This is a genomic window from Chromohalobacter marismortui, assembly GCF_004364315.1.
GTDB lineage: Bacteria > Pseudomonadota > Gammaproteobacteria > Pseudomonadales > Halomonadaceae > Chromohalobacter > Chromohalobacter marismortui.
In genome coordinates, this window is the sequence record NZ_SOBR01000006.1 from 157,787 (window position 1) to 182,561 (window position 24,775).

25 protein-coding genes are annotated in these 24,775 nt (G+C 62.2%); 8 read left to right on the forward strand and 17 right to left on the reverse strand.

What is annotated here, in order from left to right:
* Positions 1–5 precede the first annotated feature (5 nt).
* The gene (gene nrdR / locus C8E00_RS13325; protein ID WP_133698040.1) at positions 6–491 is read right to left on the reverse strand and encodes a transcriptional regulator NrdR; all 486 of its coding nucleotides are present in this window, start codon (positions 489–491) and stop codon (positions 6–8) included.
* Positions 492–777: 286 nt separating this feature from the next.
* Here nrdR and C8E00_RS13330 point away from each other — a divergent pair, with 286 nt between their 5' ends.
* The 3 genes from C8E00_RS13330 (at position 778) to C8E00_RS13340 (ending at position 3,543) form a co-directional block, all read left to right on the forward strand.
* Positions 778–2,589, forward strand: coding sequence for a sugar phosphorylase (locus C8E00_RS13330; RefSeq protein ID WP_133698013.1), 1,812 nt, complete (start codon positions 778–780; stop codon positions 2,587–2,589).
* A gap of 223 nt (positions 2,590–2,812) precedes the next feature.
* A complete protein-coding gene (gene crcB / locus C8E00_RS13335; protein ID WP_133698014.1) occupies positions 2,813–3,211 on the forward strand; it encodes a fluoride efflux transporter CrcB in 399 nt (132 codons plus the stop codon).
* On the forward strand, positions 3,208–3,543 hold the full coding sequence (locus C8E00_RS13340) for a DUF190 domain-containing protein (protein ID WP_133698015.1): 336 nt from the start codon (positions 3,208–3,210) through the stop codon (positions 3,541–3,543). Before crcB ends, C8E00_RS13340 begins: the two co-directional genes overlap by 4 nt.
* A gap of 2 nt (positions 3,544–3,545) precedes the next feature.
* Here the strand turns inward: C8E00_RS13340 and C8E00_RS13345 are convergent, their stop codons facing one another.
* Positions 3,546–4,070, reverse strand: coding sequence for a DsrE family protein (locus C8E00_RS13345; protein WP_133698016.1), 525 nt, complete (start codon positions 4,068–4,070; stop codon positions 3,546–3,548).
* Positions 4,071–4,217: 147 nt separating this feature from the next.
* On the opposite strand from C8E00_RS13345, the gene dsbD reads away from it, so the two are divergent.
* Entirely contained in the window at positions 4,218–6,161 is a 1,944-nt protein-coding gene (gene dsbD / locus C8E00_RS13350) for a protein-disulfide reductase DsbD (protein WP_243833198.1), read from the forward strand.
* A 49-nt stretch (positions 6,162–6,210) separates the two neighbouring features.
* Here dsbD and C8E00_RS13355 read toward each other — a convergent pair whose 3' ends face one another.
* The 6 genes from C8E00_RS13355 to C8E00_RS13380 all read right to left on the reverse strand — a co-directional run bounded on the left by C8E00_RS13355 (position 6,211) and on the right by C8E00_RS13380 (position 11,737).
* Positions 6,211–6,624, reverse strand: a complete 414-nt coding sequence (locus C8E00_RS13355; protein WP_133698018.1) for a DUF6691 family protein — start codon at positions 6,622–6,624, stop codon at positions 6,211–6,213.
* The gene (locus tag C8E00_RS13360) at positions 6,621–7,079 is read right to left on the reverse strand and encodes a YeeE/YedE family protein (protein WP_133698041.1); all 459 of its coding nucleotides are present in this window, start codon (positions 7,077–7,079) and stop codon (positions 6,621–6,623) included. The genes C8E00_RS13355 and C8E00_RS13360 overlap by 4 nt, the downstream gene beginning before the upstream one ends.
* A gap of 82 nt (positions 7,080–7,161) precedes the next feature.
* Positions 7,162–7,602: a protein tyrosine phosphatase family protein gene (locus C8E00_RS13365; protein WP_133698019.1), complete on the reverse strand. Its 441-nt coding sequence runs from the start codon at positions 7,600–7,602 to the stop codon at positions 7,162–7,164.
* A gap of 41 nt (positions 7,603–7,643) precedes the next feature.
* A complete protein-coding gene (locus C8E00_RS13370; RefSeq protein WP_133698020.1) occupies positions 7,644–9,437 on the reverse strand; it encodes a SulP family inorganic anion transporter in 1,794 nt (597 codons plus the stop codon).
* Positions 9,438–9,498: 61 nt separating this feature from the next.
* On the reverse strand, positions 9,499–10,767 hold the full coding sequence (locus tag C8E00_RS13375) for an NAD(P)/FAD-dependent oxidoreductase (protein ID WP_133698021.1): 1,269 nt from the start codon (positions 10,765–10,767) through the stop codon (positions 9,499–9,501).
* Positions 10,768–10,825: 58 nt separating this feature from the next.
* The gene (locus C8E00_RS13380; RefSeq protein WP_133698042.1) at positions 10,826–11,737 is read right to left on the reverse strand and encodes an MBL fold metallo-hydrolase; all 912 of its coding nucleotides are present in this window, start codon (positions 11,735–11,737) and stop codon (positions 10,826–10,828) included.
* 345 nt (positions 11,738–12,082) lie between these two features.
* On the opposite strand from C8E00_RS13380, the gene C8E00_RS13385 reads away from it, so the two are divergent.
* The 3 genes from C8E00_RS13385 to C8E00_RS13395 all read left to right on the forward strand — a co-directional run bounded on the left by C8E00_RS13385 (position 12,083) and on the right by C8E00_RS13395 (position 14,320).
* On the forward strand, positions 12,083–12,841 hold the full coding sequence (locus C8E00_RS13385; RefSeq protein ID WP_133698022.1) for an amino acid ABC transporter substrate-binding protein: 759 nt from the start codon (positions 12,083–12,085) through the stop codon (positions 12,839–12,841).
* A 61-nt stretch (positions 12,842–12,902) separates the two neighbouring features.
* Positions 12,903–13,577 carry an amino acid ABC transporter permease gene (locus tag C8E00_RS13390; RefSeq protein WP_075370516.1) on the forward strand — a complete coding sequence of 225 codons (675 nt, stop codon included), beginning with the start codon at positions 12,903–12,905 and terminating at the stop codon, positions 13,575–13,577.
* Positions 13,574–14,320, forward strand: a complete 747-nt coding sequence (locus tag C8E00_RS13395; RefSeq protein ID WP_133698023.1) for an amino acid ABC transporter ATP-binding protein — start codon at positions 13,574–13,576, stop codon at positions 14,318–14,320. The genes C8E00_RS13390 and C8E00_RS13395 overlap by 4 nt, the downstream gene beginning before the upstream one ends.
* Before the next feature lie 15 nt (positions 14,321–14,335).
* On the opposite strand, the gene C8E00_RS13400 is transcribed toward C8E00_RS13395, so the two are convergent.
* The 9 genes from C8E00_RS13400 to C8E00_RS13440 all read right to left on the reverse strand — a co-directional run bounded on the left by C8E00_RS13400 (position 14,336) and on the right by C8E00_RS13440 (position 23,489).
* Positions 14,336–15,556, reverse strand: coding sequence for a glycosyltransferase family protein (locus tag C8E00_RS13400; protein ID WP_133698024.1), 1,221 nt, complete (start codon positions 15,554–15,556; stop codon positions 14,336–14,338).
* The gene (locus C8E00_RS13405) at positions 15,553–16,440 is read right to left on the reverse strand and encodes an HAD-IIB family hydrolase (RefSeq protein ID WP_133698025.1); all 888 of its coding nucleotides are present in this window, start codon (positions 16,438–16,440) and stop codon (positions 15,553–15,555) included. Before C8E00_RS13405 ends, C8E00_RS13400 begins: the two co-directional genes overlap by 4 nt.
* A 257-nt stretch (positions 16,441–16,697) precedes the next feature.
* Positions 16,698–17,609 (reverse strand): 2-dehydro-3-deoxygalactonokinase, encoded by a 912-nt coding sequence (locus C8E00_RS13410; protein WP_133698026.1) that lies wholly within the window; start codon positions 17,607–17,609, stop codon positions 16,698–16,700.
* Entirely contained in the window at positions 17,606–18,292 is a 687-nt protein-coding gene (locus tag C8E00_RS13415; protein ID WP_133698027.1) for a 2-dehydro-3-deoxy-6-phosphogalactonate aldolase, read from the reverse strand. The genes C8E00_RS13410 and C8E00_RS13415 overlap by 4 nt, the downstream gene beginning before the upstream one ends.
* A gap of 70 nt (positions 18,293–18,362) precedes the next feature.
* Positions 18,363–19,511, reverse strand: coding sequence for a galactonate dehydratase (dgoD, locus tag C8E00_RS13420; RefSeq protein WP_133698028.1), 1,149 nt, complete (start codon positions 19,509–19,511; stop codon positions 18,363–18,365).
* Between the two features lie 101 nt (positions 19,512–19,612).
* The gene (locus C8E00_RS13425; protein WP_133698029.1) at positions 19,613–20,914 is read right to left on the reverse strand and encodes a TRAP transporter large permease; all 1,302 of its coding nucleotides are present in this window, start codon (positions 20,912–20,914) and stop codon (positions 19,613–19,615) included.
* Complete coding sequence (locus C8E00_RS13430; protein ID WP_133698030.1) at positions 20,915–21,511, reverse strand: TRAP transporter small permease subunit; 597 nt, start codon at positions 21,509–21,511, stop codon at positions 20,915–20,917. It abuts the gene before it with no gap.
* 110 nt (positions 21,512–21,621) lie between these two features.
* Positions 21,622–22,695 (reverse strand): TRAP transporter substrate-binding protein, encoded by a 1,074-nt coding sequence (locus C8E00_RS13435; protein WP_133698031.1) that lies wholly within the window; start codon positions 22,693–22,695, stop codon positions 21,622–21,624.
* 11 nt (positions 22,696–22,706) lie between these two features.
* Positions 22,707–23,489, reverse strand: coding sequence for a FadR/GntR family transcriptional regulator (locus tag C8E00_RS13440; protein WP_133698032.1), 783 nt, complete (start codon positions 23,487–23,489; stop codon positions 22,707–22,709).
* A 520-nt stretch (positions 23,490–24,009) separates the two neighbouring features.
* Between C8E00_RS13440 and C8E00_RS13445 the strand changes: the two genes are divergently transcribed.
* Complete coding sequence (locus C8E00_RS13445; RefSeq protein ID WP_133698033.1) at positions 24,010–24,423, forward strand: hypothetical protein; 414 nt, start codon at positions 24,010–24,012, stop codon at positions 24,421–24,423.
* The last annotated feature ends 352 nt before the right edge of the window (positions 24,424–24,775 follow it).

Consider the following 24,775-nt stretch of genomic DNA (forward strand, 5'->3'; position numbering starts at 1 on the left):
CCGCATCAGTGCTTGTCGGCATCATCCGGCGAGAAGCTGGGTTCCTGCGCCAGACGATCGATCTCGGCACGGAACTCGTCCAGATCCTGGAAACGGCGATAGACGGAGGCAAACCGGATGTAGGCGACTTGATCGAGCCGCTTGAGCGAGCGCATGACTTCCTCGCCGATCTCGAGCGCTTCGAGTTCGCGCTCGCCCCGTGCGCGAAGACGCTGACGAATGCGTTCGACCGCCGCCTCGATGGACTCGGCGCTGACCGGGCGTTTCTCCAGCGCCCTTAGCATACCGGCACGCAACTTGCGTTCATCGAAGGTTTCCCGCGAGCCATCGCCCTTGATGACGCGCGGCATGACCAGCTCTGCGGTCTCGTAGGTGGTAAAGCGTTCGCCACAGTCATTGCACTGGCGACGCCGACGCACCTGGTCTCCCTCGGCCACGAGGCGCGAGTCGGTCACCTTGGTGTCGTACTTTCCACAAAAGGGGCAGTGCATCGTGGCGTGTCCGCGGTTGAATATCGAGAATAAAGCGTTGTCATTGAGATTGCCGAACATTGTAGCCTTCCCCACGCCGCGCGGAAACTCGCTTGCACGGTATCGTCAGGCCAACCAAGCTCATGAGGCGGCGTGCGCTCACACGTGCAGGCACACGTCCCCGGAAGCGCGCGGGAGATGAGCCAATGGGCATCATTGCATGACGAAGCGACGATGTCCTGTCGCGCATGGCACGACTTCTGCACCTCTCAGGCCTGCGAGCCACCGATTCTCACGAGGACCATCGATGCCCCAGCCTATCCCCCCAGCCCCACAGACCGAACTCGATGAAGCCGCTTTCACCACGCGCGCCAGGGCACGCCTGAACGAGATCTACGGCCCGCGCGCCGATGAAGTACTACGCCGATTGCTGCGGCTCGTCTCGCACCAGCGTGGTGCCATCCCCGAACGTCCGCGTCCATCATGGAGCGAGCGCGATCAATGGCTGATCACCTACGGCGACCTCCTGCTCGACGGCGAACGTCCCCCGCTGCAAGTGCTCGACGAATTTATGGAAACGCGCCTCGCGGACACCTTCAGCGGCGTTCACGTGCTGCCGTTCTTCCCCTGGAGCAGCGACGACGGGTTCTCGGTCATTCATTACCGCGAAGTCAATCCGGCATTGGGCGACTGGGAAGACATCCGTCGCCTGGCCCGCCACGGCGACCTGATGGTCGATCTGGTGATCAACCATGTTTCGCGGGAATCGCTGTGGTTCGTCGACTACCTCGCGGGCACGCAGCCGGGCCGCGACTATTTCATTGAAATGGATCCCGCCACCGATCTATCGGACGTCACGCGCCCCCGCAATTCGCCGCTGCTGGTCCCGGTCTCCACGCGACGCGGCACGCGTTATCTGTGGGCCACCTTCTCCGACGACCAGATCGATCTCAACTTCGCCAATCCCGATGTGCTCATCGAATTCATCGGCATCATGCTCTACTACGTGACGCAAGGCGCGCGCATCATCCGCCTCGACGCCATCGCCTATCTGTGGAAGAAAGTCGGCACCGCCTGCATTCACCTGCCGGAAACGCATGCCGTGGTGCGCCTGCTGCGCGCCGTCCTCGATCACCTTGCCCCCGGTACGCTGCTGATCACCGAAACCAATGTCCCCCACCGCGAGAACATGAGCTATTTCGGCCTCGAACGGCTGGAGAACGCGTCGCCGGACGCGCAGCCCGACGAGGCACACATGATCTATCAGTTCACCTTGCCGCCGCTGCTGGTGCACACCCTGACCAGCGGCGATGCCACGGCGCTGGAGGCCTGGGCGCGCAGCCTGCCCTCACTGCCGCCGGGATGCACCTACTTCAACTTCACCGCCAGCCACGACGGCATCGGCGTGCGCGCTCTGGAAGGCCTGCTGCCGCCCCACGAGATCGAGGCGATGCTCGAACTCATGCATCGTTTCGGGGGCTACGTGAGCATGAAAGCCAACGCCGATGGCAAGGACTCCCCCTACGAAGTCAACATCACCTATTTCGACGCCCTGCGCGGCACACGGCGAGGCGCCGACCCCTGGCAGGTGGAGCGCTTTTTGTGCAGCCAGCACCTGATGCTGGCCCTGCAAGGCATCCCCGGCATCTACTTCCACTGCCTGACCGCCACGCTCAACGACCATGAAGGGGTCGAGCGCAGCGGCCAGTTGCGTACCATCAATCGGCGCCGCTGGCAGAAGGAAGAACTCGATGAATTGCTCGACAGCCGCAATACGCCCACGCGCGAGGTCTTTTTGGCCTTGCGCCGACGCCTCAAGTTGCGGGCCCAGGAGCCCTGCTTCCATCCCCAGGCGGCACAACGCGTCGTGACCACGCCGCCGACACTGTTCGCGGTGCAACGCGGCCCGCTCGCCGATGGTCGCCGTCTGCTCGCCATCTACAACGTCACCGACAAGCGCCAGCCGCTGGAGGTGGACGAACTGGACGAAGACGGCTGGTACGACCTGCTGGCCGACGCACCCTGGGACGGCTCGGCACCACGCGAGTTGCGCCCCTACCGCAGCCTCTGGCTGGTGCAGCGCCCCGGCGGGCTTGCCGACGCGACAGGCGCTGGGTAAAGTGGATGACGGAGATGGCATTCCTCCCGTCGCCGAGCCCCGCCATGTGCGGTGCCACCGCGACAAACCGCCTGGCGTGCTCCAAGGCCATGACGTCTCGCCCCCGCCAGCGCTAATGATGCCTGCCAACGCACCCGAGGTGCGTCGTGCGCAGGCATCCGTTATTCCGTCTTTCGGCACGTCACACCTCGTTCATTCATTCTCGACAGGAATGTGAACACTCATGTGGCTTTCCCTCGTGGCGATCGGTGCCGGCGCCGCCCTCGGCGCCAACCTGCGCTGGCTACTCGGTATGTGGCTCAATGCACTCTTCCCTGCCCTGCCCCCCGGCACACTGGCGGCCAACTGGCTGGGCGCCTGGTTGATCGGCATCGCCATTGCCTTGTTCGCCCAGCTACCACAGCTGTCACCGGAATGGCGCCTGTTCGTGGTGACCGGCTTTCTCGGTGCGCTGACGACCTTCTCGACGTTTTCCGCCGAAATGTTCAGCAACCTGCAGGCCGGACGATACGTCATGGCGTTGACGGGCATCGCCGTGCATGTCGCGGGATCGCTGGCCATGACCGGCCTGGGCATCGCCACCTTCGGCGCCCTCAAACAGATGGGAGGTATCATCAAATGAACGCATGGCAACAGGGTGACGAAGTCACCTTCATGGCACCGCAGTCACGCCGACACCACGGCAAGCCGGTGATCGATGCCGTGGCGGAATGCGCCAAGGGGCTGGGCATCACCCGCATGACGCAGCGCACGGACAGTGAGGGTACCGGCGCCAACGGCCGCACGCACTCGGCACATTTCTTCGAACTGGCGGACCAGCCCGTCGAGCTCGCGTTCGTGCTGGAAAAGACGCTGGCCGACCGCTTGATCGAAGAGGTCGATCGGGCAGGTATCGACGTTTTCGTGCTGCGTCGCGACGTCAGCTACGCGCAACTGGGCGACGAACGACGCTGACGCTACACCGTCACCAGCGCGAAGCCGGCATTCTGCAGCGCAATGCCCACCGTCATGCCTGACTGCGCCCATTCGACATCGGCCAGTGCGGCCATGTCGGCGAAGCCTTGGCCATGCCATGCCTGCAGGCAGGCCATGACCACCACGCCCTCGCGTTGCAAGGCCTCGATCAGGGCACGGTTGGGGTTGCCCACATCGGCGGGCAGGCCGTGATGACGCCCGAAGGCGGTGTCTTCGAGCAGGCAGGGCGTGGCCGCGCCCGAGGCGACCACGACCATGTGGCGACGCTCGACGGGCACCTCGGCTGCGGCGAACAGGTTCACCGCACGCACCGCACGCAGCAGGCCGGCATTCGCCGAGGTCGTCTGCGCGCTGGGCGTCGTCCACTGAAACAGCGCCCGATAAGTTCCCCATGCCAGTGGTAGCCATTGGCTCAGCTCGCCCCCAGAAGGTGGCGCGGCATCGATGGGCGGTGGTGTATCGCTCGGCATCTGCCGCGAGATCCAGGTGTCCCAGCGTGTCGTCATGGTAGCGCCCTCCCGACCGTGATGCCCCTACTTCAGCGCGTCAGCGCACACTTGGCAAGCCTCGCGCGCCGTCAGACGGAAACGTTTAATGCTCGGCTAATCCCATCCCGTTACCCTATGCCCATGACGTCACTGGCATGGAACCTCATGATTCAAGAATTACGCTGGTCACCCCGTCCCGCTCACGCCCTGCACCGATGGTTCGTTATCGTGTTGGGGGCCATCACGCTGATCGTGACGCTTCCCGCACAGGCCGACTCGCCCTTCGCCTCGCAGGACGAGTTCCTGTCCGCCGAGCAGGCGTTCTCGCTCTCGCTGTCGCACAAGAACGACAAGCTCGTCGCGCAATGGGACATCGCTCCCGGTTACTATCTTTATCGCAAGCGTTTTCAGGTCGCGACCGAGGAGGGAGCGGTAACGCCCGACCTGCCCGAAGGCGAGACGATCGAGGACGAGTACTTCGGTCGCTCCGAGATCTATCGCTACGCCGTCACGTTGCGCGCCGTGCTGGGCGATGCCGATAGAGTGACCCTGACCTGGCAAGGCTGCGCCGACGCCGGGCTCTGCTATCCACCGCAGCGCCAGACATTCGACGCCGAGTCGCTCGAGCCGCTGGGCCCGGCCAGCGTCGCCGGCGATGCCGCCGTCACCGACTCACCCACCGACGCGAGCGCACGCGATACCCACGGGACACGCGCCACGAGCGTCCCTGACAGTCGCCAGAACGAGCGCCAGGTGGCGGCTTCGACCCAGGGCGAGGACCAGCGCCTCGCGGCGCAGCTGGCCGATGCGCGACTCGGCTGGGTGATCGCGGCCTTCTTCGGCATGGGACTGCTGCTGACCTTCACACCCTGCGTGCTGCCCATGGTGCCGATCCTTTCCAGCCTCATCGTCGGTGCCACCCGCGACGGCCGACCACGCATGCGCGACGGTGCCATGCTCTCGCTCGCCTACATCCTGCCCATGGCGACGACCTATGCGGGACTTGGCGTCGCGGCGGCACTCGCCGGCGCCAACCTGCAAATGCTCTTCCAGGCTCCTGCCTTCATCGTCAGCTTCGCCGCGCTCTTCGTCCTGCTGGCCCTGGCGATGTTCGGCGCCTTCGAGCTGGCGTTGCCCGGCAGACTGCAGACACGACTCGACGCCTGGATGACGCGTCAACGCGGTGGGCGGCTGGGTGGCGCGGCCGTGATGGGCGTGCTCTCGGCCCTGCTGGTCGGCCCCTGCATGACCGCACCGCTGGCCGGCGCCCTTCTCTACATCGCCGACAGCGGCGACGCCTGGCAGGGCGGGCTGGCCCTGTGGTCACTGGGGCTGGGCATGGGCGCCCCCTTGCTCGCGGTGGGCCTGCTCGGGCCGCGCATCCTGCCTCGTCCCGGCCCGTGGATGAATCGCGTGCGCATCGTGTTCGGCTTCGTTTTGCTGGGCATGGCGATATGGTTCGCGGCACGCGTGCTGCCCCCCGCCCTCGAACTGGCGGCGTGGGGCGCCCTGCTCGTTGGTCTGGCGCAGGCCGCCTGGCAGGCCGCACGCACGCTGCGCGATGCCCTCGCGCCCCTGAGCCGCAGCATCGCCATACTGTTGGCCCTGTGGGGCGTCCTGATGATCGTCGGCGCGGCCAGTGGCCAGCACGATCCATTGCGCCCCCTGGCGGGCTTCACCGGGAACGGCGACGCTTCAACTTCCGCCGAGGCATCGTCGCCGCTGGCCTTCGAGACCGTCGCCGACCAGGCCGCACTCGATACCCGCCTGGACCAGGCACGTGCGCAACAGCGCTGGACGCTGGTGGAGTTCACCGCCGACTGGTGCATCAGTTGCGAGATCATCGCGGACAACGTCTTCGGTGACGCGCGCGTGCAAGCGGCACTGGACGACGTGCAACGCCTGCGCATCGACGTCACCGACAACGACGCCGAGGACCGCGCCATCATGCAGGCGCTGGGCGTCGTCGGCCCGCCCACCCTGTTGCTCTACGGCCCCGACGGCATCGAGCGTCGAGAAAGCCGCATCATCGGCGAATTGAGCGCCGAGGAATTCCTCGAGCGCCTGGCCGCCGCACGCACGGCGACCGCGTCGGCGAAAGAGGCATGATGTCTCTTTATCATGTCTCGGTCACCCGTGCATTCATGCACCAAGTCGTTCATTGACTCGGGCGTATTCGCCGCGACAGCCACCAGCCCGCTATCATGGCGACCAGAAACGCCGCCAGCGGCCAGCTGAGTCCCGGAAGCGAGGCGACGGCCGGCCCCGGGCAATAGCCGGAGAGCCCCCAGCCGATGCCGAAGAGCGCCGCACCGCCCAGCAGACGGGTATAGAGGTCACGGCGGGTGGGCTGTTGAAACCGGGATTCGAACAGCGGCGTTTGGCGTCGCCAGACCAGCCGGTAACCGATGAACGTGGTGATAACCGCACCACCCAGCACGAAGACCAGGGTCGGATCCCAGTCGCCGGCCACGTCGAGGAAGCCGATGACCCGTGCCGGATCGGTCATGCCGCTGATCGCCAGCCCGAGCCCGAACAGCAGTCCTGCCAGATATCCCGCCAGCGCTTTCATGCCGAGCCCCCCAGCAGGTGCCGCGCGACGAATACCGTCAGCATGGCGACCAGCACGAAGACGAGCGTCGCGGCCATCGACCGGAGCGAAAGCCGCGCCAGCCCGCAGACTCCGTGCCCGCTGGTGCAGCCACTGCCCAGCCCCGTGCCCAATCCGACCAGCAGGCCGGCCACCAGCATCGTCGTCAGCCCGCTCGCCGGAGCACCGATCGTCGCCCCGCTGTCGCCTGCCACATTGCCCCAGTCCAGGCCGGACAGCATCAACAGCCCCGGTCCGGAGACGAGGCCCAGCAGGAACGCCAATCGCCAGGGCCTGTCCCCGCCGCGCTCGAAAATCAGACCGGAAAGAATGCCGCTGATCCCGGCGATGCGTCCCAGCAGCCCCATCAGGAAAGTGGCGGAAAGTCCGATCAAGACGCCGCCCAGCAACCCCTGCAACGCACTCATCGTTTCCATCTCGTGTCCCATTGCCATTGCCATTGCCAGTGTCGCAATCGGCAGTTGCCGAATACTCGGCCGCGCCGACGTCACATACTGATCAGCTCCTTCGGGCCGCCTGGCTTGCCTGCCGTTCGAGACGCTCACGCAGGGGCTCAAGATCATAACCGGCGGATTGTGCAGCCTCGATGAGTTCAGGAACGGGGCGATGCACTGCCTGCGACAAAGCCCAAAGGTGAGTAACGCGCTTGCCCGAGCGGCAAAATCCAAGAACCGGCTCAGGCGATTCACCCAGGATACGGCCGAACTCATCGATATCACCCTGCGCATACTCACCCGGCTTGACCGGGATCTGATGCCAGACCATGCCCAATGATTCTGCCTTGCTTTTCAGCGCATCCGGATCCGGCTGATCCTCACTTTCGCCCCGTGGACGATTGGAAAGGATCGTGCGAAATCCCTGAGCTGCCAGTTGCTCAAGCTCATCGAGTTGGGGCTGCGCAGTAACGCTCAATCGACTATCAAGTGATTTGATATCCATGATTTCCTCGTCTTGCTCGTTTGGTGGTAACGTTGATGTCTTCAACCGGCAGTTACCGAACGCCCGGGCATCGGCGATTCGATACTTGGATGGCTCAGCGGCGCCGAGCCGCGGCCATGCAGCTCGCACCAGGCATCGAAGGTGCTCAGAAAAACCCGGCCATTGAGCGTTTCGAGCAGTTCGGCACGACTCAACCGATCCATCACCGGCCCTTTCACTTCGGCCAGGTGCAATCCGATATGTCTATCCCGTAGGCGCCGATTGAGCGCTTCGAGACTCGCCAGTGCCGTCGCGTCGATGACATTGATCGCCTGGCAGGCCAGCACTAGATCCCGCGGCGGTGGATCGCGCGTGACCACCGCCGTGATCAGATCCTCCAGGTGGCGAACGTTGGCAAAATAAAGGCTCTCGTCGACACGCAGAATGGCGACACTGGCGTCGGTTTCCACGGCATGGCGACGGACGTTGCGAAAATGCTCGGTGCCGGGGATGCGGCCGACTTCCGCGCTGTGCGGCCGGCTGGTGCCATACAGATGCAACGCCAGCGACATGGCGACACCGACCAGGATGCCCATGTCCACGCCCAGCATCAGTGTCGCCAACGCGGTCGCCGACATAGCGATGCCCTCGCCACGGGCATAGCGCCAGACACGCTTGAATGCCGCCACATCGACCAGCGACACGGTGGCGATGACGATGGTCGCCGCCAGCGTTGCCATCGGCAATTGTCGCAGCCAGGGCGACAGCAACAGCATGGCCAAGGCGATGCCCACGGCGGTGAACGCACTGGAGGCCGGGGTGCGGGCACCGGCATCGAAGTTGACCACGGAACGGGAGAAGCCGCCGGTGATCGGCATGCCGCCGGTGAACGAAGCTGCCAGGTTGGCTCCGCCCAGCCCGATCAGTTCCTGGTCCGGGTCGACGCGCTCGCCGCGGCGCACCGCCAGCGCCTGCGCCACCGACACCGACTCCACGTAGCCGACGATGCTGATCAGCACCGCCGAACCGATCAGCGATCGCCACAGCGCCGGCTCCCAGTCGGGCAGGGTCAACGGCGGCAGACCGGCGGGAATTTCGCCGATGACGGCGACCCCATTACCGAGCCATCCCGCCGCACCGGCCACCAACGTCGCCAGCACGATGGTGGCGATGGGCGCCAACTTGACCAGCACGCCCGCCACGCTGGCCGGTACTCGGCAGCGTTCCAACGCGGATTGACCCCACCGCCGTACCCACCACAACACCAGAAGCGAGCCCAGCCCGATGCTCATCGTCGGTGGACTGACATCTTCCAGCACAGAAGGTAGCTGAGACACCAGGGCCGGCAGTGTCGAGCCCGACAGATCGACTCCAAGCAGCTGTTTGAGCTGGCTCGCCGCGATCAGCACGCCCGAGGCGCTGACGAAACCAGTCATCACCGGGTGACTCAAGAAGTTGACCAGAAAGCCCAACCGACAGAGCCCCATGATCAGCAGAATGCCGCCGGAAAGCAGCGCCAGTACCAAGGCCGCGGCGATATAGTCCTGCGATCCCGATTCGGCTACCTGCGACAAGGCCGATGCCGTCATCAACGAGACGACCGCCATCGGTCCCACCGACAACGTCGTGCTGGTCCCCAACAGCGTGTAGACCACCAGCGGCACGAGGCTCGCGTACAACCCCACCACCGGGGGGAGTCCCGCCAGCATCGCGTAGGCCAGTGCCTGCGGAATCAGCATCAGCGCCACAATGACCGCCGCCAGCAGATCCTCGCCCAGCCACTTGCCGTTGTAGCGCCGCCCCCAGTCGAGAACCGGCAACCAGCGTGCCAACCCGACCCTGTGCTGCTGATTCATGGTTGATCAGCCTCGTTCTCCGAACCGTTTCGTGAACTATGATTCATGCAAGGTGCAGCGTTCAGAAGCGGCGCTGCGGTGTGGCCAGCCACTCATGCCCCTTGAGCATCAGGTGCCAGTAGATGAAAGGGAGCTGCTGGGCCTTGATGTTCCAGCCGAGCTTGGTCGGTCTTGTCGCCTGGTTGATCCATGAAGGAAAGGTCGGCTGCAACTGGCCACCGTAACCGAACTCCGCCAGCACCACGCGGCCGCGTTCGACCGTCAACGGGCAGGCGCCATACCCTGGGTAGCCGGAGGGCATCGGCTTGCCATCGAGTGACGCGACCAGATTGTCCGCCACTACCGGGGCCTGCTTGCGCACGGCGGCGGCCGTCTTGGCGTTGCCGGTGCCGCTGGCATCGCCGAGACCGAAGACATCGCTGAAGCGGTTGTGCTGGAGGGTATCGGCATCGAGGTCGAGCCACCCCGCCTCGTTGGCCAGCGGCGATTCGCGTACCAGCCGCGGAGCGCGCTGCGGCGGCACGACGTGAAGCATGTCGAAATCGGTCTCGATCTCTTCGCTACCGTCCTCGCTCGTGACGCGGAAACGGGCTTTCTGGGCCGGGCCGTCCACGGCAACGAGGTTCTGCTGGAACTGCTTGTGGATGCCGTAGCGCTGCACGTAATCATCCAGCGCCGGCACGAAATCCGAAACGCCGAACATCACACCACCGGCATTGTGGAAGTGAACGTCGATATTGTTCAGAACGCCCTGCTTCTCCCACTCATAGCAGGAGAGATACATCGCCTTCTGTGGCGCACCGGCACACTTGATCGGCATCGGCGGCTGGGTGAAAAGCGCCTTGCCGCCACGCATCGACTGAACCAGCGACCAGGTATAAGGCGCCAGATCGAAACGGTAGTTCGACGTCACGCCATTCTTGCCCAGCGTCTCCTCGAGGCCATCGATCGCCTGCCAGTCGATCTCGAGTCCTGGCGCGACTACCAGTGCCCGGTAGCCGAGTGCTGAACCGTCGCCCAGCATGACCTGACGGGACTCCGGTAATAGCCGATCCGCCGCAGTCTGATGCCAGGTCACGAAGCTCGGCATCACCGAGCGCATCGAACGCCGGGTCTGCTCCGGGGTGAATATGCCCCCGCCGACCAGCGTCCAACCGGGCTGGTAGAAGTGATCCTGCGCGGGCTCGACGATGGCGATATCGAGATCTGAACGGCGTTTGTGCAGACTCGCGGCGACCGCGATGCCGCCCGCCCCACCGCCAATGATGACGATGTCATGGCGTTTGTCGTTCTCGGTCTTCGTTTCGTCCACGACTGTCGATTCGCTCATGACTCACTCCCGTTGGTCGATTCGGCGCCGCGCGGCATGGCCTGACGACGGCGCCTTCTCACTCCCATGCCGCGCCTTCTAGGGCATCGAGCGGGAATTTCAGATAGCGCTTGCCGTTGTTCTCCGGCTCGGGAAGCCGCCCGCCGAGGATATTGACCTGCAGCGCGTGCAGGATCAGCTTCGGCATGGGCAGTTCGCTGTCGCGACGATTGCGCAGCGCGACGTACTCGGCTTCGCTGCTATCGCTCAAGCGATGCTTGTTAGTCTCGCGCTGCTCGCGCACGGTGCTTTCCCACTGCGGTTCACGCCCATCGGGCATGTAGTCGTGACCGGTGAACAGGCGCGTCTCGTCGGGCAGCGCCAGGATCGCCTGAATCGAGTGCCACAACTGATGCGCGCTGCCACCGGGAAAGTCGGCACGGGCGGTGCCGAAATCGGGCTGGAACAGGGTGTCGTGAACGAAGGCGGCGTCGCCGATCACGTAGGTGATCGAGGCCAGCGTATGGCCCGGGGAGTGCATCACGCGGCACTCGATCTCGCCCAGCCTGAAGGTATCCCCTTCATCGAACAGTCGATCCCACTGGCTACCGTCGTCCTTCAGGTCCGGCCAGTTGTAGATGTCTTTCCACAACGCCTGCACCTGGGTCACCGGCCCGCCGATAGCGGTAGGCGCGCCGGTTTTTTCATGCAGGTAACGGGCGGCGGAAAAGTGATCCGCGTGCGGGTGGGTATCCAGAATCCAATCGATCTCGAGCCCTTCGCGTTTTACATAGGCAAGAATCGCATCCGCCTGGCGCGTCGCTGTCGCACCGGATTTCTCATCGAAATCGAGCACCGGATCGATGATCGCGCAGTGCCGCGTGGCCGGGTCGCTGACGACATACTGAATGCTGAAGGTACGGGGATCGAAAAAGCCTGCGACGTCCGGCTGACCAGCTTGATGCGCACGTGATAAAGCAAAGGTCTTCATTGCGTCCATATCGCCTCCCTGGTGCGTGAATATTATAAACAGGATAACGCATTTAATGTTCTAACGTTATATCTTTTTTTCATATTAAGGCCCGGCACATGTTGCGTCGCTATAAACGCCAGCCATAAGCACCGACATGGCCCCGGAACGTAGCTGCCAATTCTTGAGATGGGCGTATCGGACGCCCGGCATGGGGGATGTAAAAAAACAAAAAGGAATATAAAATGTTGCTATTATTCTCTATCGTACTATTTAAGCTAGACTCATCGCTGTATGACGCGTCGCCTTGGCGGCCCTCGCATGCTGCAGCGCTGCCCTATCCGCCTTATTCGTTAGGAGCCGACCATGACACTGAGCCAAATCGCCAAATTTGCCCTGACCGGGCTGGCCTTGGGTGCGTTCGCCGCAACCGCGCATGCCGATACCCTGCGTGTCGGCATGTCGGGTGGTTATTACCCCTTCACCTTCGTCGAGCAGGATGAGCTGAAAGGCTTCGAGGTCGATGTCATGAACGCCGTGGGCGAGCAGATCGGTGAAGATATAAAGTTCGTCACCGCGAGTTTCTCGGGACTCGCGGGCATGCTGGATTCCGGGCGTATCGACACCATCGCCAATCAGATCACCATCACCCCCGAGCGCCAGGCCAAGTACGCTTTCACGCAACCCTATGTGTATGACGGGGCACAGGTCGTGGTGCGCGAGGGCAACGACGCCATTCAAGGCGTCGAGGACCTCAAGGGCAAGACCGTGGCGGTCAACCTGGGCTCCAACTATGAGCAATTGCTGCGCGAGCTACCCTACGCCGACCAGATCGACATCAAGACCTACGACTCCAATATCGAACAGGACGTCGCCCTGGGCCGCGCCGATGCCTTCATCATGGACCGGGTCAGCGCCACTCAGGTGATCAAGGACAAGCCTTTGCCGTTGCAGCTCGCCGGCAAGCCGTTCTCGCGTATCGAAAACGCCTTGCCCTTCCGTGATGACAAAGCCGGACGCGCCCTGCGCGATCGTGTCGATGAGGCCCTCGCCGAGCTGCGCGAGAACGGCACCCTGACGCAAATTTCCGAGAAGTGGTTCGGTACCGATATCACCCAACCCTGATGCCATACTCCATGCCACGGCCGAGACACGCCTCGGCCGTGTGCTCTCAGGCGACCCGATCATGCACGTTCTCGATCTCGACTACATGCTGGGGCTTCTGCCCATTCTGCTGAGCTACCTGCCGTTGACGCTGGAAATGGCCGCCGCCGGGATGGTCGCAGCGCTGATACTCGCCTGCCTGCTGGCCGTGGTGCGCGTGCAGCGCATGCCGGGGCTCAACGCTCTGGCCATGCTGTTCATTTCCTTCTTTCGTGGCACGCCGCTGTTGGTGCAACTGTTCCTGTTCTATTACGGCTTGCCGCAGGTACTCACCTTCCTCGTCGCCATCAATGGCATCACCGCCACCATTCTCGGGCTGACCCTGCACTTCTCGGCCTACATGGCGGAATCGATCCGCGCCGCCATCGTCGGCGTCGACCGCAGTCAGACCGAGGCGGCGCTGTCCATCGGCATGACCCAGGGGCAGCTCATGCGGCGCATCGTGCTTCCCCAGGCGACGCGCGTGGCCACACCCACGCTGATGAACTATTTCATCGACATGATCAAGGCCACGTCCCTGGCATTCACGCTGGGCGTCACGGAGCTGATGGGCGCGACACAGAAAGAGGCGGCGAGCAGCTTTCTCTATTTCGAGGCGTTCCTGATGGTGGCGATCATCTACTGGATCGTGGTGGAAATCTTGTCCTGGCTGCAGCGGCGGATGGAAAAACGTCTCAATCGGGCCTATCAACGATGATCGCACTCAACGGCATTACCAAGCGCTTCGGCGCGCATACCGTCTTCGATAACATCGACCTCGAGCTGGAACAGGGCGAGATCATCGTCATCATCGGCCCCTCGGGGACAGGCAAGTCGACGCTATTGCGTTGCATCAATTACCTGGAGGCGCCCGACGCCGGGCGCCTCACGGTGGGCGATCTCAGCCTCGATGCCAGGCATGCCACGCGCCGGGAGATCCTCGCGCTACGCCGGCGCACGGCGTTCGTATTCCAGAACTATGCGCTGTTCGCCAACAAGACGGCGCTGGACAACATCTGCGAGGGCATGATCGTCGTCGATGGTTTGCCCAAGGCCCAGGCGCATGCCCGGGGTCGCGAGATTCTCGAACGCATCGGTCTCGCCGACAAGGCGGACGCCTACCCGGCATCGCTCTCCGGTGGCCAGCAGCAGCGCGTGGGCATCGGGCGCGCCATGGCCGCCAAGGCGGAGGTCATCCTCTTCGACGAGCCCACTTCGGCACTCGACCCGGAGTGGGTCGACGAAGTGCTGGCCCTGATGAAGCAGCTCGCCCTGGAGCGCCAGACCATGATCGTGGTCAGCCACGAGATGCAATTCGCCCGCGAGGTGGCCGACCGCGTGGTCTTCATGGACGACGGCCGCATCATCGAACAAGGCCCGCCCGACGAGCTTTTCACCAATCCCCAGGACGAACGCACGCAGCGTTTTTTGCGCAAGGTGCTGGCCCACAACCCGGCCTGAGGCATGCCTCGTGGGTCAGACCTGGCCCTGATTGTCCAGCTCCACGGCCTCGTACATGCGCTCCTTGAGGTCGTGGATCGCCGCTCCCACGCGGTTCCAGCTGGGAATGAAGGGCTTGTCGCGGGGCGATTCGAGAAACGAGGCCCCCGCTTCGAGGATATTCGCGGTGAACAGCTCCACCGCCTGTTCCTCGCTGTGACGATCGAGCGACAAACCGTTCATGCGCGCGTCGTTGTCGTAGGCCTCGATCAGATCCAGCGCGGTGCGATAGTAGGTTGCCTTGATGGTGCGGAAAGTCTCGGAGTGGATGGGCACGCCCAGCGTCGCCAGCTTGCGGAACATGGCCTTGGCGATGTCCAGGCTCATGCGGTTGAGGCCGCCGCTGGGGTCATCCTGCGAGACGGGCTGATGCTTGTGATCGTAGGCATCGGCGATATCCACCTGGCACAGCCGCTTGGTCGAATGGTTGCGGTGAACCTCCGACAGCACGCCGATCTCCAGCCCCCAGTCGCTGGGAATGCGGATGCCGTCGAGCACATCGGCGCGCATCGAGAACTCACCCGAGAGCGGGTAACGATAGCTGTCCAGATACTCCAGGTACGGCAAGGGGCCGAAGACCATCTTCAGCGCGCGAATCAGTGGCGTCACCATCAAGCGCGCGACGCGCCCGTTGAGCTTGCCGTCGGCCACCCGCGAGTAATAGCCCTTGCAGAACTCGTAGTTGAACTGCGGATTGGCGACGGGGTACAGCAGACGCGCCAGCATGCCCCGATCATAGGTCACGATGTCGCAATCGTGCAGCGCCACCGCCGAGGTGCGCGCGGAGGCCAGCACGTAACCGCTGCAATACCAGACATTACGCCCCTTGCCGGGCTCCTGCGGTGCCAGATCGAGCGCTTTCAACTCGGCATCCAGCGCCGATAGACGCGGCCCATCGTTCCACAGGATGCGATGATGCTGCGGCAGGCGCGAGAAGAATTCGCGGGCACGCAGGAACTGGTCACGATCGGCTCGGTCCAGCCCGATCACGACCTCCGAGAGGTACGGCACCTGCGCCAGCTCGTCGACGATGTTGGACAACGCCGGCCCCTCGAGTTCGGAGAATAACGAGGGAAGGATCAGCCCCATCGGGCGGCGCCGGGAAAATCGCAGCAGATCGGCTTCCAATGCTTCCACCGGGCGCTGGGTGAGGTTATGGAAGGTGGTGACGATACCGTTCTGGTAGAAATCGCTCATCGTGACGTCCTCGCCTTGTTTGTGTTGTCCATGGATGACGTCTCCATGCAGGTCTGCCACCAATCGGCAATGCCTTCCGCCCAGCCTTCAGGCCCGGTCTGCCGAGTACGATAGAGCGCCACCTTTGGCGCAACATCTATCACCGCTGCGTGCTTACCGCGCACCAGAATCGGATGATCGACGGCTTCGAGTAGACTGACATCGTTGGGACCGTCGCCCAGCCCCACACTGGCGGGCCGTGTGCCACGCAACGCCGCGTAGCGGTCGATCAACCAACGCACCGACTGACCTTTATCCACCGCCCCCATGACATGCCAGAAACGCCCGCCCCGGGTCAGGCGCAGGCCATCGCTTTCCAGAGCGTGACGAAAGCGTTCCAAGGCCGACTCGTCGTCGTCCCACAGCAAGGGCTCACTGCCTTCGCGGGCCAACGCCTGGCGCGCCTTGTCGGCACTCAACGCGGTCAATTCGCAGACCGTGTCGAGCGATAGGTCGCCCATGCCGCGAAAGCGCACGTCCAGACGCTCGCGCAATACCGCCAGGCGGCGCCGGATGAAGCCAATGTCGAGTGACGGGGTCTTGACGATCAATCCATCCGGCGCGCTGGGGTCGCGATCCAGACGCGCATGTTGCCAGCGCGCGGGAAGGCCGATCACCGCGCCGTTCTCGGCAATGAACGGCGTCGCCGTCAAGCCCAACTCGTCGCGAAGGGACAGCAGTTCCTCGCGGGTCTTGCTGGTGGTGGGGATCACCGTGACATCGGCCTCGGCGAGTCGGGACAACCAGGCGGCGGCGGGCTGCCACGTATAACTGTCGTGGTCGAGTAGCGTGCCATCCAGATCGGTGAACACTAGCCACGGCGTCTGCGAAACCGACTGCGTCATGAGTCTTCTCCCTTGGCACCGCCTCACATGGTCGGGAACGCGCCACACGACCGTCGTGCACGGTCATGCTGAACGGCACGCTTACGATGAAGGTAGCACGGATCATGCCATCCCCGGCCACAAACCCGCGTATCAAGGACACGGTGCGCGCCGTCACGGTGCATGACGATGGGCGGGACCCCAAAACGCCCCACCGTAGCGCATCTCGTGCACTACGATGGGGCGTAACAGGCAAGGGGCATGATCGGCCGCCCGGGTTACCGGGCGTGATGCTGCTCGGCTATCACCGCCAATCCGGCGAGCGTCGCCGCGTCGCTATCCAGCGGTGTGACCTCGAGACCGGCCGCTTCCAGTGCCAGCGTATAAGGACGCCGTAGAGCCTCGGCGCCGATCAACAGCAAGCGCTCGAGATCGGGGCGCGCGACGCGCATGGCGCGCACTTCCTCACCGATCAACACTCCGGAAATGAAGCTCCCCACTTGCTCGGCGGCCAGGCCGCGATAGAGATGCCGGCTGCGCGCCTCGAACAGCGCATGCAGCACGCCGTCCGCGCCCTGAGCACGCGCCAGCCCCTGGCGAAAGGCATCTTCATCGAACGGCGCCTCATCCCGGGCGGGCTCGCCCGGCAAGGTGTGAAAGCGCACCGCATGATAGAGCTCGCCGGTCATCAGGGTGGTGAAAGCGGTCAGGCGGTTATCCTGCAGTCGCGCCCACTTGCTATGCGTGCCCGGCAGGCAACAATCGGCGTGGGGGGTACCCGACAACGCAAGCGCGCCGAAGGCCTGGACTTCTTCACCGCGCATGACATCGCAATGAGCCTCATCGACGTGTTTCACGCCCGGCACGATCCAGGCGTTTTCCAGCCCCGGCGCGGCCACGACATGGGCGGCGAGATCGCGACCCGAGACCGGTAAGTCGAGCTGCGGCGCTTCACTCCAGCCACGCTTGGAGCCGACCATCCCCGACAGGTAGACCGGCACACGACCGCCCTCGCGCCAATCGCCAACCTGCGCCTGACAGTAATGCGGGAACTCGGCGGTCTCCAGCGTCTTGAGACCCGCCTCGCTGCGCCGCGACTCGAGACAATGACCGCTTTGCCGGTCGACGAGAAACGCTCGGAAATTACTGGTCCCCCAATCGATGACGATCAGCCGTCCCTTGGCGCTCATTGATCGCCCTCGTGCTCGAACAATTCGGTCATGGTGTAAAGCTCTTCGAGCCGCCGCCACTCGGCGACGAGCTCGCGCGCAACCTCGCCTACCTCGGCAGCACTGCGCCCAGGCCGGTAAAGATTGCTGCCGAAACCGAAGCCGCGGATGCCCACACCATGCCAATCGGACATGTTGCTCTTGTCGATGCCGCCGACCGCGAACACCGGCAAATCGGTCGGCAGGATCGCGCTGATATCCTTGAAGTAGCCGGTGCCCAGGCGCCCAGCCGGGAAAAGCTTGAGCGCCGTGGCACCGGCACGCACCGCGCTCAGCGCCTCACTCGGCGTCATGCAGCCGACCAGCGGCGCCAGGCCCTGCTCGACGCCGGCGCGAATCACCTCGGGATCGCTGTTGGGCGTGACCATCAACGGTGCGTTCAGACGTGCCAGCTCGGCCGTGTCGTCGGCGTCCAGCACCGTGCCGGCGCCCACCAGCACATGCTCAGGGCAACGTGACGCCACTTTCTCGATGCTTTTCCACGGCATGGGAGAATTGAGGGGGATCTCGATCAGACGAAACCCCGCATCGACCAGCGCATCGAAGACCTTGTCGATCTCCTCGGGGCGGATACCGCGTAGAATCGCCACCAATGGCAACTCTTTGAGTGCCGCATCGAGCGCGGCGCGTTGTGTCTCGTTCATAAAGCCTCCTGTACCGCACCTCATAGAGCGTACCGTCGGGAACAGGTTCCCTCACGCCACACCCGGTAGGTCACCACTCGGCGATGGAGCCATCCTCATGCCTCCACACCGGGTTGCGCCAGCGGTGGCCGACCTTGGCGCGCTCCTCGACGAAGGCTTCGTCGATCTCCACCCCGAGCCCGGGGCCCTCGGGAATCGCGCAGAAGCCATCGGTGATGGTCAACGCCGACTTGTCGACCAGGTAATCCAGTACATCGTTGTCACGATTGTAGTGGATGCCCATGCTCTGCTCTTGGATGAAGGCGTTGTGATTCACCGCATCCACGTGCAGCGACGCGGCCAGCGTCAGCGGCCCCAGCGGGCAATGCGGGGCCAGTGCGACATCGTGGCACGACGCCAGCGAGGCGATCTTCATGCCCTCGCTGATACCGCCGCAGTGCGAGAGGTCGGGCTGGACGATATCCACCATGCCCTCGGCCAGCAGGTCGCGGAATTGGTAGCGCGTATGCAACCGTTCTCCGGTGGCAATGGGGTAGCCCAGTCCGGTGGCGATATGCTTGAGGCTCGGCAGATGCTCGGGCAGCACCGGTTCCTCGACGAACATCGGGTGATAGGGCTCCAGCTCGCGCATCAGCACCTTGGCCATGGGACGATGCACGCGCCCGTGAAAGTCGATGGCGATCCCCACGTCCGGGCCCACCACCTCGCGCGCCTCGGCAACCCGCGCCACGGCTTCGTCGATCTTGCGGTGCGAATCGACGATCTGCATTTCCGGCGTGCCATTCATCTTGAACGCCGTGAAGCCCTTGTCGACCAAGGCCTTGGCGCCGGCGCCCACGTCGCTGGGTCGATCACCGCCGGTCCAGGCGTACATGCGCATCTTGTCGCGCACCTTGCCGCCCAGCAACTGATGTACCGGTACCCCCAGGTCGCGGCCCTTGAGGTCCCACAGGGCCTGGTCGATCCCGGCGATGGCACTCATCAGGATAGGACCGCCACGATAGAAGCCCGCACGGTACATCGTGTCCCAAAGGTATTCGATACGGTGCGGGTCCTGACCGACGAGATAGTCGGCCAGTTCATGCACCGCCGCCTCGACGGTCGCCGCACGGCCTTCCACCACCGGCTCGCCCCAGCCGTAGCATCCTTCATCGGTCTCGATCTTGAGGAACAGCCAGCGTGGTGGAACTTGCCAGGTTTTCAACTTGGTTATTTTCAAGGTATCACCTGTCCAGAATTTTTGGTTGCGGTCATGGGAGAGAGCTCATGCTCACTACCAACTTGCAGCAGCTCGGCAGCGAACTCCCTCCCACAAGTGCCTTACACCGGCCACATGGCGACACTCGGCCAAATCAACAGCACAGCCAGCATGCAAATCTGAATGGCGATGAACGGTAACAACGCCACGAAGATATCCTTGAGACTGATACTTGGCGGTGCCACCCCTTTCAGATAGAAGGCGGCCGGGCCGAACGGCGGCGACAGGAAGGACACCTGCATATTCACTGCAAACAGAATACCGAACCAGATCGGGCTGTAGCCGAGCTGTTCAACGATGGGCACGAAGATCGGCAGCGTCAGCATGGCCACCCCGATCCAATCGAGGAACATGCCCAGCACCATCAGGATCGCCATCATGACCAGCATGATCACGATCGGCGCCACATCCAGCCCCAGAATCACCTGCGAAATAAAGCGGTTACCCCCCATCAGGTTATAAACCCCGACCAGGGTGGCGGCGCCGATACCGATCCAGATGATCATGCCGCAGGTCATCAGCGTTTGGCTGAGACTTCCATGCAACGTCTTGAGCGTGAGCTCACCACGCAAGAGCACCGCCAGCAAGACGCCAAACACGCCCATCGCTGCCGCTTCCGTGACCGAGGCGACACCGCCATAGATCGACCCCAGCACCATGAACGCGATCAGCCCCGGCACGATGATCGCCTTCAGGGCCTGCCACTTATTGGCAAACGTTTCGGCGCGATCGGCTTCCGTCAGCGGTGGCCCCAGCTTGGGATTTCTCAGGCAGCGCACCAGTACATAGGCGATATAGCTACCCATCAATAGAATGGCGGGCGTGATGGCGGCCGTGAACAGATCGGCGATCGATTGGCTGGCCATCAGGCCATAAATGATCAGCACGATCGACGGCGGCATCATGGTGCCCAGGGAGCCCCCCGCACAGACCACCCCGATCGACAGGTGTTTGTCGTACCCCAGGCGGAGCATCTGCGGTAACGCGAGGATGCCCAGCAAAACGATCTCGCCGCCGATGATGCCTGACAACGCGGCGAGGAAAAATGCCACCACCACGGTCTGGATCGCCACCCCACCGGGCAGCCGTCCGGCAAACACGCGCATGGCGTTGAACAGATCCTTGGCGATCCCCGATCGGTCAAGTAACGAAGCCATCAAGACGAACATCGGCACCGCGACCAGCGCATATTCCGTCACGAAGCCATAGACGCGGGTCGTCACCAATGGCAGCGCCATGGGACCGAACCAACCGAAGGTAAAGACCAGTGCCACCAGCCCTGTAATAAAGGCCAAGGGAAGCCCGGTGACCAGCAAGGCGAAGATCGCCCCGACCATTAACAATGTTCCGTCGGCGATACTCATTTAAGCAGCTCCCAGATCGTCAGACGGTTGGGCGGGCTTGCCGCGCACAGATTGATATAAATGAATCAACGACTGAATGCACATGACGATCAGAGCAATCATGATGATGGTCTTGACATAGGCCGGAAACGGCGGGTTCCAGGAAGTGCCAGACCGCTCCAGATCCCATTCGCCCATAGGATTGTGCGTGGCCGTCCAGGACATGGTGAAAGCGGCATAGCTCATGCCCAGACAGAACAGGAACGTCACCAGATCATTGAAACGGTCGAGCCATAACTTGAACCGCGGGCCGACGCTATCGTAAAGCACACGCACACGAATATGCTTGTTGCTTGCCAGCGCCGCCGGGCCGCTCAGCGAGAAAGTCACCGCCACCAGCATGACCACCGTCTCATGCACCCAGGAAGTGGGTGAGTCGAAGCCATAGCGCATGATGACTTCATAGACACTGATCGCCATGGCAATGAACACCAGCCAGGCCACGCGACGCGCAACCCACACGACGCCACGGTCGAAAGTGCTGCGCACCGCGACGCTCTGATCCTGCTCGCCTTCCGGCGTTTCAGGCGGCGTGCTGCTTGAAGATTGGGAAGACATGAGATTCCTCTACACGCTAGATGACACTCATCGCACACTCGCAACGTCGACGAGGCCCGCAGGCCTCGTCGCGTTGACGATGGCCCCGATGAGGGGCCCAAGCGCCTGCGTTATGATTGTGAATCGGTGGATGCTTGTTGATCGGCGCTGCCGCCATCCTCGGCTTTCAGCAAGTTATGGTTTTCCAGGTAGCTGACCACAGAGTTATAGAATTCCTGGGTGATTTCGTTCTTGTCAGCCCAGTCCTTCCATTCTTTCTTGGCGATGGCACGGAACTTGGCACGTTCCTCGGCAGGTAGATCGATGACATGAATGTTGGGATCCTTGCGCGCCTCGCGCACGGCTTCCAGGTCACGGGTCTTGAGTTGGCCGACCATCTTGTAGGCCATTGCATCGACAGACGTGCTCAAGATCGCTTTCAAATCACCAGGCAGGCTATTCCAGATTTCATTGTTGATCGATACCGCCACCATCGGCAGCGAGTGAAACCCGGGATACAGCGGATAATTGGCGAACTCATGCAGCCCCTGCGACTGATTGGTCGCAAACACGGTGTAGTCCGCCGCGTCGATCACACCCTTTTCCAGTGAGGTGTAAACCTCGGATCCCGGTAGATTGACCGGCGTCGCGCCCGCCTTTTCGAAGACGTTGTAGACCATCCCTTCCGGTGCACGCAGCTTCAGACCTTGCATGTCCTCGACCGAATGGATCGGCTTGGACGAAGGCAGTGACTCCAGCCCCGTGGCCGCTGCCCCGATCAGGTGTACGCCATACGGCTCGGCCAGCTTGTTGTAAATCTCTTCGCCGCCGCCGTTGTTCATGTAATCCAGGAAGTTGTAGGGATCGCTCCAAGCCCCCACCAGGTTACCGATCATGCCGAAGGCCGGATTCTGGCCCGTGAAATAGCTCGGATCGGTCAGGTGGCCCTGCAGGATGCCGGATTTGACTGCCTGCAGTGTCTGATTGGCCTGCACCACGGCGCCTACCGGCAAGATTTCGATCGAGATACGGCCATCGGACATCTTCTCGACGTTCTCGGCCCATTGCTCCTTCATTTCGAACTGCGGCTCACCGGCGGTTTCCGACGTTTGAAATGTCCATTCATACTCGGCGGCCTGAACGGAAAAGGCACTCGCTGCCAGAACGGCAGCGGTGAGCGTCTTGAGCGGAGTGCGTGACATCATTTCGTCATCCTCTAGTCGCTTGTTGTAAGTGGTTCGAGAACAGCAAGTTCATGAATCAGACCAGAAAGGCCCAGATCCCATGCGGTGCGATCAAGCACCGCCAACGCCGCCGCAGCGGCTTGCTCGGGTTGACGCAATCGGATCGCCTCCATCACGCGACGGTGACGCTCCATGCTGTCGTTGAGTTCCTCCGCACTATGATTGGAGCGTTCCACCACCAGCGAGATGGCGGGACGCAGCACATGGCTCAACTGCGCCCAGATCAAGTTGTGCGAGGCGTTAAATATCGCCTCGTGAAACGCCACGTCATATTCGTCGTGCGTGGTGCCTTGCCAACGCAGGTCTTCCTGCGCCAGCGCATTGATCATGCCTTCATAGGCGGTTTCGATTGCCAATAAATCCACCGCCGTCGCGTTCTCGGCAGCCAACCGCGCAACGAAAGGTTCCACCGCCACGCGGAACGCGAAGATCTCGCGTTGAATGCGTGGATTAGGTTCAGCGTAGCGCGCCATCCAATCGGTGACACGCGGATTGAGCATGTGCCATTGCGTCAGCTCACGCACCCGGGTCCCCTGCCCGGAAACACGCACCAAAAGCCCCGCCGAGACCAGCTCCTGCAACGCACTGCGGCCCTTGCTGCGACTGACCCCAAACTGCTTGCAGAGATCCACCTCGCGCGGGATCAGGTCCCCCGGCGCATAGCGTCCGCTGAAAATCGCTTCAGCCAGCGCCTCTGTGAGATCGACACGCGTCGCTGAATCGGAAGTTGTTGTCTCTGAAAACGCCGAGGGCATGCCTGGCTCCCGCCATGTAAAACAAACCGAACTCTATGTCTGATATAGAATCGCCTATTTGCGCCCTGATGGCTTTTAGACATTAGTTTCATCCGCCATGTCGCCACCGTGCCCCATGGCGGCTCGACGGGCTTTCCGCCATCGAGGTCATCGCCAGCCAGCCTAGTGGGCTACCAACAAAAAGGGCCATGCCCCTGAAGGACATGGCCCATACTTTCCTGACGCCGCATGCGGCATCAGGCAGTCACTAGATATTAGCGCTCATACGGTGCGAGACGAGCTCCCCTTGTAGCGGCTCATCTGCGCCTCCAGGAGATTGGCTTGGGTCACACCTCCAATTGTCCGAGGGCACCAGATGAACAACCTACCGAGAGATCACGTCTAAGTCTGGATCCGATGAGACGGTGGAACGCATGAAATAGGATCGCCATCACCCTCTTTTCGGCCTTTAGGAAAAATGGCCCCTATCAATAGAATTAGCTATTATTCATATTTCATGCACCAAAAAACAGGTAGCAAAATGAGCATTTCCGGTATTAGTAACTCGAATTCACTAGCTTTTCTTGGTGAAGTTCGTTCCGCCAAAGAAACGCTTCAAGCTCAAAAACTATCATCATCACAGTCCCAGGCATTGGATAAAGCAACCACCCCTTCTATTTCCGGAGCCGAGGCAGACAACACCTCCAATAACTTATACGCGGAAATTTCTGTAAATGATAAGATTGTCGCTAAGATATGGGAGTCTGGCTTGACAAAACTGCCTAACAGCCATGCTAGCCTTGCCAGTGAGCTATCCCAATCCGGCACCGGCATCCAGACAGCTCAGGAGCGAGCCGAGCAGATAGCTAAAGCCTTGGGTGGAAAAATCGATTATGCAAATCAGCCAAGCTCATATTCTTTCTCTGAGTCCCTAGCTAACTTACTTTCTAGCTGATAGGCATCAACTATAACAACTTTCTAGCCACCACATTTTGATGAACATGCTGAAGAACCCCACCATGACAAACGAATGTCGGCAGCGTTTAAGCGCCAACTGCAAATCGGTGGGTGACTGAGAAGACGCCATGTAACGACTCGCTTGGATATGAAGGATGAGGAAATTCAAGACAATGATATCGTCGGTGCTAGCTCGCGTGACCGACGATTATGAAAGCCTTTTAAAGTAACATATAATAAAATTTTTTAAAAGAGTCTTGGCCGCAAATTCTGAGTGCAACACCTGACCAAACCGGTAAGGTGTTGACCCCATGTCATATTCTGAACTCTGCATCGAAGAACGTGCCACG